An 11,294-nucleotide genomic window follows, 5' to 3' on the forward strand; every position below is an offset into this window, starting at 1 on the left:
GCGCCACCGGCCTCTGCTGCGCCATCGATTGGAGCGTCACTGATGTCGCTGCGTTACACGGATGCGCAACTGCAGGCGCTGATGGAAGCGATCTATCAGCGCTACAGCTATGATTTTCGCGACTACTCGCTGCCCTCGCAGCGACGCCGCCTGAATCAGGCGCTCGAACGCTTCCATTGCGCCGACTTGCCCACCTTGCAACAGCTGGTGCTCGGCGATGCAGCCGCCTTTGGCAAGCTGCTGCAGATTTTGACTGTACCGGTCACGCAAATGTTCCGCGACCCGGCGTTTTTTCTCGCCTTGCGCGAACAGGTAGTGCCCGTGCTGAAAACCTACCCGTCGCCGACGATCTGGGTGGCCGGCTGCTGCACGGGCGAAGAGGCGCTGTCGCTGGCCATCGTGCTGCACGAGGAAGGCTTGCTTGAACGCAGCACGATTTACGCCACCGACATCAATCCGCAAGCGCTGGCCACGGCCGCGCGCGGCGTATATCCGCTGCACCGGCTCGATGAATATGGCGCCAACTACCTGGCCGCCGGCGGCCTGGGCCAGCTGGCCGACTATTACACGGTCGAGCATGTCACTGCGCGTTTCCAGCAGCACCTGCTCGACAGGATCAACTTTGCCGACCACAGCCTGTCCACGGACAGTGTTTTTATTGAAACGCAATTGATTTGCTGCCGTAACGTGCTGATTTACTTCAACAAAACCTTGCAGGAACGGGCCCTGGGCCTGTTCCATGACTCGCTGTGCCACCGGGGTTTCCTGGGCCTGGGCAGCAAGGAAAGCACGCATTTCACCCGCTTTGCCGCCGACTTCGAGCCATTGCCGGGTCCCGAAAAGCTCTACCGCAAGCGTGCGCCGTCGCACGCTGCTTCCCACTACGCTGGACGGCAAAGCCATGCCAGGAATGAAACATGATGAATGAAACAAGCACCAAACTGCTGATCGTCGACGATTTGCCGGAAAACTTGCGCGCGCTCAATGCGCTGATCCGCGAGAGCGACCGCAGCGTCTACCAGGCATCCTCGGGCGAAGAAGCGCTGGCCCTGCTGCTGGAGCACGATTTTGCGCTGGCCATCCTCGACGTGCAAATGCCGGAAATGGATGGTTTTGAGCTGGCGCAATTGATGCGCGGCACGGAAAAAACGCGCCACATTCCCATCGTCTTCGTCACGGCGGCCGGCAAGGAAATGAATTTTTCCTTCCAGGGCTATGAAAGCGGCGCCGTCGACTTCCTGCACAAACCGCTCGACATCAATGCCGTGCAAAGCAAGGTCAATGTGTTCGTTGCCCTGCACCAGCAGCGCAGCGAAACGCGGCGCCAGGTGCAGGCGCTCGAACACAGCCGCCAGCAGCAGGAAGCCTTGCTAAAGGAATTGCGCGCCACGCAGGCGGAACTGCAGCGCTCGCTGCGCCTGCGCGACGAATTCATGTCCATGGTGGCGCACGAACTGCGCACCCCATTAAATACGTTATTCCTCGAGACGCAGATGCGCACCGTGAACCTGGAACGGGGCAACCTGGCCGCCTTCGAACCGGAAAAGCTGGGCAAGATGGTGGCGCGCGACGGGCGGCAGATCCGCAGCATGGTGCGCCTGATCGACGACATGCTCGACGTCTCGCGCATCACCAGCGGCAAGCTGTCGATCCGCCGCGAAGCCGTCGACCTGACCAGCCTCGTGCGCCGGGTGGCGGACGACCTGGCGCCGTATGCGGCCACGACGGGCAGCGTGCTGGAAGTGCTGGCCTTCGAACCCATCCAGGGTTTCTGGGATGCCTTCCGCGTCGAGCAGATTGTTGTCAACCTGATCAGCAATGCCGTGCGCTACGGCCAGGGCCAGCCTGTGGAAATCAGCCTGGCGCACACGCAGAACAGCGCCGTCATCGAAGTGCGCGACCATGGCATCGGCATCAACGCGCGCGACCAGGAACGCATTTTCGACGCCTTCGAACGCGTCATCCACCAGGACCGCACTGGCGGCCTGGGCCTGGGCCTGTTCATCACCAAACAGCTGGTCGATGCGCACGGCGGCGCCATCACCCTGCAAAGCCAGCCCGGCAATGGCGCCCTGTTCAGCGTCACCCTGCCGCTGGCCGGAAGCTGAGGCCCGCATGACCACCTCCCCTGCCACCAGCAGCCAGGCCGGCGCCAGCGGCGTCGCCTTTTTGCTGCAACTGGAGCGCCGGCTGCGCCTGCTGCAAGACACGGGCGAGATCCTTTCCCTGTCGGCGCAGCTGCTGGGGCAGCGCCTGGGCGCCCAGCAAGTGGCCTGTTTCGATATCGACCAGGCACTGCAGTGCCCCACCCTCCAGCATGCGTGGAGCGATGGCCTGGCGCCGGGCGCCGCCGGCGAGTATTTCCTCGGCGATTACGCGGCAGGCCTGGCCGAGGCGCTCGGCGGGGGCCAGGCGCTGGCCGTGAGCGATGTGGCAAGCGACCCGCGCACGGCCATGCCGGCCGCACTGGCCACGTTTGCGCGCCTGGGCATCCGTGCCTTCCTGAACATTCCTATTGCCAAGGATGGCCAGCTGGCTGCCCTGTTCGTCGTGCACAGCCGCACGGCGCGCCTGTGGCATGCGGACGAAATCGAACTGGCCGTGCAAGTGTCGGAACGGGTCTGGTCGACCATTTTGCGGGCCCAGGCGGAAGCGCGGCTGCGCACCCTCAGTGCCAGCATGGAAACGCAAGTGGCTGAACGCACGCGCGAGTTCGGCCGCACCTGGAACGTTAGCCCCGATTTGCTGGGCGTGCTCAACCTCGACGGCTATTTCGAACATTCGAACCCCGCCTGGCAAGCCACCCTGGGCTGGTCGGCAGAGGAGATCCGCACGACGAAGTTCCTGGAACTGATCCATCCCGAAGACTTGCCGCGCACGCATGCGGCCTGGGAGGCGGCCAACCAGGGCCAGCCTGCCTTGCGCTTCGAAAACCGCTACCGCCACAAGCTGGGCGGCTGGCACTGGCTGTCGTGGGTGGCCGTGCCCGAGGGCGACAAGGTGTACTGCAGCGCGCGCGACATCACGGTGGAAAAGAAGCTGGAAGCGGACCTGGCCGCACGCAACAGCGAGCGCGAACGGCTGTGGCGCAGCGCGCAAGACCTGATGGTGGCCATCGATGCCGAAGGCTGCTTCGCCGCCGTCAACCCGGCCGCCGGCACCATCCTGGGCTGGCTGCCCGAGGAAATGCTGGGCCGCAGCATCTTCGATTTCGTGCTGCCCGAGGACGCCGCCGCCACGCGCCAGGCCTTGCTGCAGGTCGGCAAGGAATCCATGCCCAGCTTTGAAAACCGCTACCGGCACCGCGACGGCGGCCACCGCTGGCTGTCGTGGGTGGCGGCGCCCGAAGGCGACCTGGTGTTTGCCACCGGACGCCATGTCACCCTGGAAAAAGAGGCGCAAAACACCTTGCACAGCATGCAGGAATCGTTGCGCCACAGCGAAATGGCCCTGCTGCAATCGCAAAAACTCGAAGCGCTGGGCAAGCTGACGGGCGGCGTGGCCCATGATTTCAATAACGTCCTGCAAATTATCTCCGGCAATCTGCAGCTGCTGCAGCTGGGCCTGGACGACGACCCGCTGGCCGCCAAGCGCATCGCCAGCGCCTCGGCCGCCGTGGAACGGGGTGCCAAGCTGTCGGCCCAGTTGCTGGCCTTTGCGCGGCGCCAGCCATTGAAACCGCTGGTGACGGACCTGGCGCAACTGCTGCGCGCAACGGAAGAGCTGCTGCGGCGCGCCACCGGTGAAACCATCGAAACGCGCTTGCTGCTGGCCGACAATTGCTGGCGCGCCCTGGTCGACCCGCACCAGCTGGAAAACGTTATCCTCAACCTGGCCATCAATGCGCGCGACGCCATGGATGGCCAGGGCCAGCTGACCATCGAACTGAGCAACTGCGTGCTGGGCAACGACTACGCAGCCCGCCATGCGGACGTGACGCCCGGCGACTACGTGCAGCTGGCCGTCTCGGACACGGGCACGGGCATTCCGGCGGAGTTGCTGGACAAGATTTTCGAACCGTTCTTTACCACCAAGCGCGAAGGCGAAGGCACGGGGCTGGGCCTGTCCATGGCCTACGGTTTCCTGCGCCAGAGCGGCGGCCACCTGACGGTGGACAGTTTACCGGGCCATGGCAGCACCTTCCGCATCTATCTGCCGCGTTCGCTTGAAGCGGAAACGGAACTGCCGCTGCAACTGGGCGGCCCCGTGCTGGGCGGCAAGGAAACCATCCTTGTCGTGGAAGACGACGTGCAGGTGCAGACGACGGTGGTGGACATGCTGCGCGGCCTCGGCTATGTCGTGCTGCGCGCCAGCGATGGCGAAAGCGCGCTGGCCATCATCGGCAGCGGCGTCCCCATCGACTTGCTGTTTACGGACGTGGTGATGCCGGGCAAGGTGGCCAGCACGGCACTGGCGCGCCAGGCCCGCGTGCTGCTGCCGCAGCTGGCCGTGCTGTTTACCTCGGGCTACACGCAGGACGCCATGATGCAGGGAGGCCGGCTGGAACCGGGCGTCGAATTGTTGAGTAAACCCTACCGGCGCGAAGACCTGGCGCGGCGCATCCGCCACTTGCTGGCCAATGGCCGCCACGTGACGGCCCTGCACCAGTACCGCGCGCAGCTGGCGCCGCAGTCTCCCACGCCCGCGCAATCGGAGGCGCGACATATCCTATTGGTGGAAGACAATGCGGACGCGCGCGCCATGACGGGCGAGCTGCTGGACATGCTGGGACACACGGTGCTGGCCGTGGGCACGGCAGAGGAAGCCTTGCCCCTGCTGGGCACGCCGGGACTGGAGCTGTTGCTGACCGATATCAGCCTGCCGCAGATGTCGGGCGTCGAGCTGGCCGAGGTTGCGGCGCGCGACCATCCGCAGCTGGAAGTGGTGTTTTCCACCGGCCATGCGCCAGCCAATTCCGGCGTGCTGGACCCGCAGGCGCGCTTCCTGGTGAAACCATTTACCGTCGAGCAATTGCAGCAAGCCTTGCTGCCGCCGGACTAACCGTCTAGTAAACGTCGAGCCGGCGCGCCTTCAGTGCGCCGGCCAGCTCTTCCAGGCCAAACGGCTTGCGCAGGAAGCGCGCGCTGGCGTCCTGCATCAGGCTGGCGCCCCAGTCGTGGCCGGAAGCAAACACCACGTCCAGCTGCGGCCAGTGCGCGCGCGCATGGCGCGCCAGTTCCAGGCCGGACATGGTGGGCAGGCTGATGTCCGTCACCAGCACGTCCAGGCCCGGCAAGGCCAGCAGGGGCAAGGCTTCCTCCGCGCTGGACACGCCATGCACGGTGTGGCCCAGCATATTGAGCATTTCCGTCGTCATTTCGCGTGCATCGTCATTATCTTCCACCAGCAGGATGCGCCGCCCGGACGGGTCGGGCGCACCCACCAGGCGGCGGTCGGCCAGCAAATGGCGGATGCGCCGCGCCAGGTCTTCGCGCTGGTAGGGCTTGCTCAACAGCTCCACGCCCGGGTCCAGCCGCCCGCCCTGCATGATGGCATTGTGCGTGTAACCCGAGGTAAACAGGATGGCCAGCTCCGGCAGCAGCAATTTGGCCTGCTGCGCCAGCTCCTTGCTGCTGACGGGGCCGGGCATGACCACGTCCGTAAACAGCAGGTCGATGGCCACGCCCGTGCCCAGCAGGGCCAGCGCCGAGGCGCCATCGTCCGCATGCAGCACGTCGTAGCCGAGGCCGCGCAGCATGTCGACCACGGTATGCTGCACAGGAGCGTCGTCTTCCACCACGAGGATGGTCTCGCTGCCGCCCAGCACGGGGCCCGTCAGGCCAGGTGGCGGCTCGGCCAGCGTTTCCAGCGAACGGGGCAGATAAATCTTGAACGTCGTGCCGGCGCCCGGCGCGCTGTGCACCTTGATGTGGCCCGCGCTCTGGCGGATGAAACCGTAGGCCATGGACAGGCCCAGGCCCGTGCCCTCGCCTTCACGCTTGGTGGTGAAGAACGGCTCGAATATCTGGTCGATCACGTCGCGCGCCATGCCATGGCCCGTGTCGGTAATGGTCAGCAGCACGTATTGCCCCTCCAGCACGTCCGCATGCCGGCTGGCGTAGGCGGCATCGAGCGTGACATTGCTCAAGGTAAAAGTCAGGCGCCCGCCCTTCTGCATCGCGTCGCGCGCGTTGATGGCCATGTTCAGCAGCACGTTTTCCATCTGGTTCGGGTCGACCAGGGTATGCCACAAGCCTTCGCTGATGAAGGTTTCCTCGGTAATCGCTTCGCCCAGGGCGCGGCGGATCAGCTCATGCATGCGGCGCAGCAAGCGCCCCAGGTCCGTCACCAGCGGCCGCAAAGGTTGACGCCGCGCAAAGGCCAGCAATTGCGACGACAGCTTGGCGCCCCGCTCGACGGCCGATGCGGCCGATGCGAGACGCCTGGCCGCCTGCGGATTGTCGGCCACCGTCAGTTTCAGCAACTGCAGATTGCCCGAGATAATTTGCAGCACGTTGTTGAAATCGTGTGCCACGCCGCCCGTCAGCTTGCCGATCGATTCCAGCTTTTGCGCCTGCAATAAGGCTTGCTCGCTGCGCACCAGCGCCAGCCGCGCTTCCTTTTCATCGGTGACGTCGCGGCCGATGGCGTGGATCAGCTTTTGCGCCGGCACGGCCGTCCAGGAAATCCAGCGGTAGCCGCCATCGCGGCGCCGGTAGCGGTTTTCCATGCGCAAGGTGGGCGCGCCATGGGCCAGGCGCGACAAGTCCTTCAAGGCGGCCATGCGGTCGTCGGGATGCACGAGGCTGATGAAATCCATGCCCAGCGACTCAATTTCCGGCCGGTCCAGGATCTGGCTCCAGGCGGGATTGACGGCGATGATCATGCCGGCCAGGTCCGCCACCAGCATGATGTCGGTCGACAGCCGCCACATGCGGTCGCGGTCGGCAGTGCGGTTGGCCATTTCCACTTCCAGCGAGGAATTCAGGTAAGCCATCTTTTCCAGCACGTTCTTCTGTTCCTGCACGTCCGTATTCGTGCCTACCCAGCGCAGCACCGTGCCCGCCTCGTCGAACAGCGGCAAGGCGCGCGCCAGGAACCAGCGGTAGGCGCCGTCGCTGGCGCGACGCATGCGGAATTCGTGTTCATAGGCGCTGGCGGTAGCGACGGCCCGGTCCCAGCTCTGCTGGGTGGACAGCATGTCGTCCGGATGCACGCAGTGGCGAAAACCGCTGGTGACCAGCGACTTCAGCGATTGCCCCGTGTAGTCGCAGACCTGCTCGTTGACCCAGTAGGTGGCGCCGCTGCCATGCGCCAGCCAGGCCTGGTTCGGCATGGTGGAGGCGAGCGAACGGAACTGCGCTTCGCTGTCGAGCAAGGCATTGCGCGCCTGCCAGTGCTCGTCGATATCCTCGCACGAGCCATACCATTTCGCGGGCTGGCCGCGCTCGTCCTGCCGGCAATACGCACGCGAATGCATCCAGCGGTACTGGCCGTCCTGCCGGCGCACGCGCATTTCCTGGTCGAAAGGTTGGCCACTACCCACCGCTTCGCTCCAGGCCGCCAAGGAATAGGGCACGTCCTCGGGGTGGATGGCGTCCAGCCAGCTGGTGCCCAGGCCGTTGCCGCCCGTCCATTCGCGCCAGCGCTGCGCCACATAATCGAGCTTGCCGTCGACGTCTGCCGTCCACAGCACTTGCGTGTTCAGTTCGATGGCGTAATGGAAGTGTTCGCGGCTGTCGTGCAGCGATTGTTCCAGCTGGCCCCGTTCGATGACATGCGCGGCCACGCGCGCGGCCAGCGCCAGCAATTCGATCTCGGGTTGCGTGGGATGGCATGGCGCCTGAAAAAACAGGCCCAGCACGCCCAGGATATGCCCCTTGGCGCCAAACACGGGGGCGACCCAGCAGGCGCGGTAGCCATGCAGCATGGCTTCCTTGCGTCCCGCGCTCCAGTTCACGTCGCGCGTGATGTCGCCGCAATACACGGGTGCGCCGGAAAAGGCGGCCGTGCCGAACGGGGATGGCTGGTCGCCGCCGTGGCGCAAGGCCAGGCACAGGTCTTGTGGCAGGCTGGGCGCGGACAAGCCGCAAAAGCGGTCGGCTTCGTCGATGAGCACCAGGCAGGCATGCGCGCCGCCGTCGGCCAGGTCTTGCAGCGCCTGCAACAAATGCTCCAATGCATGGGCCAGGTTGGCGCCTGCCGCGATGCTGCCCAGCGCAGTATGCTCGGCGTCCAGCAAGGAAAGAATGTTGTTTGCGTGCACCGTGTCGATAAGGGGAAAACTGATGCCCGAAATATACCATGGGGCACCCCTCTTACAGGAGGAAAACAGCGCACCGCTTGATCTCTGCACCCACGCGGCCCTATGCTAAAGTGTTGCTCTCTTCTCAAGCGAATCCCAGCATGCCTACCTCCTTGCCGTCCTCCCTGATCGCCACCGCCCACGGCGCCGTCGCCGCCCCCATGAGCCTGGACGACTACCTGGCCCTGAACGGCCCCCCGCCTACGGCGCAGATCGCGTATGGCCCCGCGCCATCGCAGTATGCGCAACTGTTCCGGCCCGACGGCAGCGGACCGTTCCCCGTCGTCGTGCTCGTGCATGGCGGTTGCTGGACGGTGGCCTTCGGCGGCATCAAGCAGATGCGCAACGTGGCCGGCGCCCTCGTCGCGCAAGGCATCGCCGTATGGAATGTGGAGTACCGGCGGGTGGACGAGCCGGGCGGCGGCTATCCCGGCACCTACGCAGACATGCACGCGGCGCTCGACAGCCTGCAGCAGCACGCGCCCCGGTACCAGCTGGACGTGAACCGCATCGTTGCCATGGGCCACTCGGCCGGCGGCCAGCTGGTGCAGTGGATCGCAGGCAGGGAAAAGCTGCCCAAGACCAGCCCCCTGTACCGCGACAAGTTCCTGCCAGTGAAAAACATCGTCAGCCTGGGCGGCCTGGCCGACCTGCGCCATGAAAAGGAATTGATCAAGACCAGCTGCGAGCGCGACATCGCGCAACTGGCAGGCAGCGCCAGCGCCGAGCGCCCAGACATCTACAGCGACACCAACGCGGCCGACCTGATGCCCAACGGCAGTCGCACCGTCCTGATCACAGGCGAGCTCGACACCATCTCCCCACCCCGCGTCGCGCACGACTATGCGGCCAAGGCCCGGCTGGCCGGCGACCATGCGGAAGTGCTGATCTTGCCGGGGGCCAGCCATTATGACGAGATTGCGGCGACGTCGAATGCTTGGGGGATGATTTTGCCGGTGATCAAACAGATGCTGGGGATGGAGAGCGACAAGAGCCAATAAGGCAAGCGATCAATGTATGCGAATACACAGTTTTCAGACCGGGTAATGAAGGTGAACCATGCGGGAGAGCAAGGTGCCATCGGCATTTATACGGGCCAGATCTTCATGGCACGTTGGACGGCAAGCCATATCGTGCAGGAACTGCTCCATCATCGACATTCATGGCGGCTCCGCTTGCAGCGTGGTTTCAAGATATGGCCGATGACTGGAATGGCTGGAAAGGAGAAAAGAAGTGGGGAGACCTCGAGAATCGTGTTCTGTTAACTGCGACCAGCGACTCAACGGGCCACATAAAAATGAAAGTGACCTTGACGGGGCAGGACTATGATTCTGAGCTGCGCGTGAATATCATGTTTGAGGCAGGGCAGCTAGAAGGTGTGGCGCGCGATGTTGCCCTTTTTTTCTCATAGTCTAGTATCGGCCAGAAGCAGTCGCTGAGTCTACCCATGATAAATTGGAGACACAATGTATATTCAAGAAGTGGAAATTTTTTCTGATGCATCGAACGCTGTTGTAATGCGCCATCCACAGCGTCAATTCCCCGGATGCCTGATTCAAGGCGATACACTGAGTGTATTGCTTCAGTCTCTTAAAGTGGTGCAGTCTGAAGCTGCGTGCCTAAGTGACGAGGCTGCAGGAGAACTCGCCGATGCTGTTGACCAGCTATCTGACCTGATGTCTCACTACAAGGTTACGTTAATGAGCGACAATATTTCTCTTCCGTTTAGCGACTGAGCATCTTCTTTCTTTCGTGAAAACGGCGAGAGGCTGTTTCGGAGCGGAACCTGCCAACGACAGCTATACGCCAGAAGCCGACATTCGGTTTGCCATTTCAAACTCTTCAGAATTCAACTTCAAAATGCTCGATTTCTATGTATTAAGTAGTAAACGCGATATGTCTAAGGACGGCTTGCGGCCACGAGTTTCATTGTCGAGTCCGGCATATTGGTTTCTACATCGTTATTTTGTGCAAGCGGACTTGAGACCTAGTGACTATTCGTTTCTTAATTTATTTGAAGACACCGAACTTCAAGGCTATCAGTTGCATCGCTTCAAAACAGAACTTGAAATAGCCAGAGTGGACCTTTCGGCGAGGAGTGGCAGCGTACGAGTTCTTACTGGTTGGCTTGGCGATGTACGCTCATTAGACGCCGAGGATTGGAAAACAGTTCAAGTCGAGGAAATTACTCAAGTCGTTTCGCAACTACTTGAACTGGTCGCTGAAGCTGAGTCGACTAACAAGCTTCTCTTCGCGCTAGGGGACTGACGAGTTGTCAACTCGCAACATCAAAGCGTCAAGATAGGTTGTGCCACAAATGTCCGCTTCGGGGCTATTGTGTTGAAAAACTCTTGGCCAAGACCTGTCACAATGCAATAAATGTACAGGAAAATTGTACGCAGTGGCGGTGCTGGGCTCGCTTAGCTCATCACTAGTGTCACCTTCTGTTTTGGCGGAAGCAGCTTTTTGGCCATTCGCCGCAGATTTTGTACCGTCGCCGCCAGCAGAAACTCATCGTGGGCGCCGCTGGGGCCGCGCAAGCGCAATTGGCCGAGTTTAAGGATGCGTTTGAGGTGAGCAAATAGCATCTCGACCTTTTTCCGATCTCTACGCGATTGTCGATAAGCATCCGTCTTGCCAATGGCTCGTGCCACGTCGCGTGCAGGTTCATGCGGGCTACGGTCGATTTTACGGATGTCCATATTGGGACAGCATTTCAATTTGAGCTGGCAGGCCTGGCAGTCATACAGGCTGGCCCGATAGCGAAATGGGTTTTTCTGCTGGCTACGCTGAGCAGGTTTCAAGTACTTGCCAGAGGGGCAAACATAACGATTGTTTTCTCTATCGAAGATGAAATCGGTACGGCTGAAGGTACCGTCGTGATGCTCGGATTTATCCCAGACAGGAACGTGCGGGGAGATTTTCTTTTCATCGACCAGCCATCCCAGCATTGCAGCCACACCGTAATTCGTATCGCCCACCAATCGCTGTGGCTTGATAGCGAATTTCTCCTCAACCCGGTTGATCATCGTTTTGGTCGCTTCGACCT

At 62.3% G+C, this 11,294-nt stretch carries 9 protein-coding genes and 1 pseudogene; 8 read left to right on the plus strand and 2 right to left on the minus strand.

Translation table 11 applies throughout. The features are described from left to right. Positions 1 to 42: 42 nt before the first annotated feature. From LSO07_RS16065 to LSO07_RS16075, 3 genes are read left to right on the plus strand one after another with little or no spacing between them, the layout of a single operon-like run. Complete coding sequence (locus LSO07_RS16065) at positions 43 to 921, plus strand: CheR family methyltransferase (RefSeq protein WP_151095386.1); 879 nt, start codon at positions 43 to 45, stop codon at positions 919 to 921. After that, a complete protein-coding gene (locus LSO07_RS16070; RefSeq protein WP_151095388.1) occupies positions 918 to 2,108 on the plus strand; it encodes a hybrid sensor histidine kinase/response regulator in 1,191 nt (396 codons plus the stop codon). Before LSO07_RS16065 ends, LSO07_RS16070 begins: the two co-directional genes overlap by 4 nt. Before the next feature lie 7 nt (positions 2,109 to 2,115). Next, positions 2,116 to 5,001, plus strand: coding sequence for a PAS domain S-box protein (locus LSO07_RS16075; protein WP_191909692.1), 2,886 nt, complete (start codon positions 2,116 to 2,118; stop codon positions 4,999 to 5,001). A gap of 4 nt (positions 5,002 to 5,005) precedes the next feature. Here LSO07_RS16075 and LSO07_RS16080 read toward each other — a convergent pair whose 3' ends face one another. Continuing rightward, a complete protein-coding gene (locus tag LSO07_RS16080) occupies positions 5,006 to 8,206 on the minus strand; it encodes a PAS domain-containing protein (protein ID WP_225317320.1) in 3,201 nt (1,066 codons plus the stop codon). Positions 8,207 to 8,346: 140 nt separating this feature from the next. Here LSO07_RS16080 and LSO07_RS16085 point away from each other — a divergent pair, with 140 nt between their 5' ends. Genes LSO07_RS16085 through LSO07_RS16105 form a run of 5 tightly spaced genes read left to right on the plus strand, consistent with a single transcriptional unit; the run spans position 8,347 to position 10,513 of the window. Next, on the plus strand, positions 8,347 to 9,246 hold the full coding sequence (locus LSO07_RS16085) for an alpha/beta hydrolase (RefSeq protein WP_151095392.1): 900 nt from the start codon (positions 8,347 to 8,349) through the stop codon (positions 9,244 to 9,246). Positions 9,247 to 9,291: 45 nt separating this feature from the next. Next, positions 9,292 to 9,510, plus strand: coding sequence for a demethoxyubiquinone hydroxylase family protein (locus tag LSO07_RS16090; protein ID WP_225317462.1), 219 nt, complete (start codon positions 9,292 to 9,294; stop codon positions 9,508 to 9,510). After that, the gene (locus LSO07_RS16095) at positions 9,408 to 9,656 is read left to right on the plus strand and encodes a DUF6228 family protein (protein WP_191909803.1); all 249 of its coding nucleotides are present in this window, start codon (positions 9,408 to 9,410) and stop codon (positions 9,654 to 9,656) included. The genes LSO07_RS16090 and LSO07_RS16095 overlap by 103 nt, the downstream gene beginning before the upstream one ends. A gap of 55 nt (positions 9,657 to 9,711) precedes the next feature. Continuing rightward, positions 9,712 to 9,981, plus strand: coding sequence for a DUF6959 family protein (locus tag LSO07_RS16100; RefSeq protein WP_151095396.1), 270 nt, complete (start codon positions 9,712 to 9,714; stop codon positions 9,979 to 9,981). A gap of 16 nt (positions 9,982 to 9,997) precedes the next feature. Beyond that, a complete protein-coding gene (locus LSO07_RS16105; RefSeq protein WP_151095398.1) occupies positions 9,998 to 10,513 on the plus strand; it encodes a hypothetical protein in 516 nt (171 codons plus the stop codon). 152 nt (positions 10,514 to 10,665) lie between these two features. On the opposite strand, the pseudogene LSO07_RS16110 reads toward LSO07_RS16105, so the two are convergent. Further along, positions 10,666 to 11,294 (minus strand): annotated as a pseudogene (locus LSO07_RS16110) (transposase); the annotation flags it as partial.

The sequence above is a fragment of the Janthinobacterium sp. PLB04 genome (assembly GCF_021165895.1).
Lineage (GTDB): Bacteria > Pseudomonadota > Gammaproteobacteria > Burkholderiales > Burkholderiaceae_D > Janthinobacterium > Janthinobacterium lividum.

What these genes read in the sequence shown, in the direction of transcription:
- LSO07_RS16065 (WP_151095386.1), top strand. Translation starts at nt 43, where the DNA reads ATGTCGCTGCGTTACACGGATGCGCAACTGCAGGCGCTGATGGAAGCG.
- LSO07_RS16070 (WP_151095388.1), top strand. Translation starts at nt 918, where the DNA reads ATGATGAATGAAACAAGCACCAAACTGCTGATCGTCGACGATTTGCCG.
- LSO07_RS16075 (WP_191909692.1), top strand. Translation starts at nt 2,116, where the DNA reads ATGACCACCTCCCCTGCCACCAGCAGCCAGGCCGGCGCCAGCGGCGTC.
- LSO07_RS16085 (WP_151095392.1), top strand. Translation starts at nt 8,347, where the DNA reads ATGCCTACCTCCTTGCCGTCCTCCCTGATCGCCACCGCCCACGGCGCC.
- LSO07_RS16090 (WP_225317462.1), top strand. Translation starts at nt 9,292, where the DNA reads ATGAAGGTGAACCATGCGGGAGAGCAAGGTGCCATCGGCATTTATACG.
- LSO07_RS16095 (WP_191909803.1), top strand. Translation starts at nt 9,408, where the DNA reads ATGGCGGCTCCGCTTGCAGCGTGGTTTCAAGATATGGCCGATGACTGG.
- LSO07_RS16100 (WP_151095396.1), top strand. Translation starts at nt 9,712, where the DNA reads ATGTATATTCAAGAAGTGGAAATTTTTTCTGATGCATCGAACGCTGTT.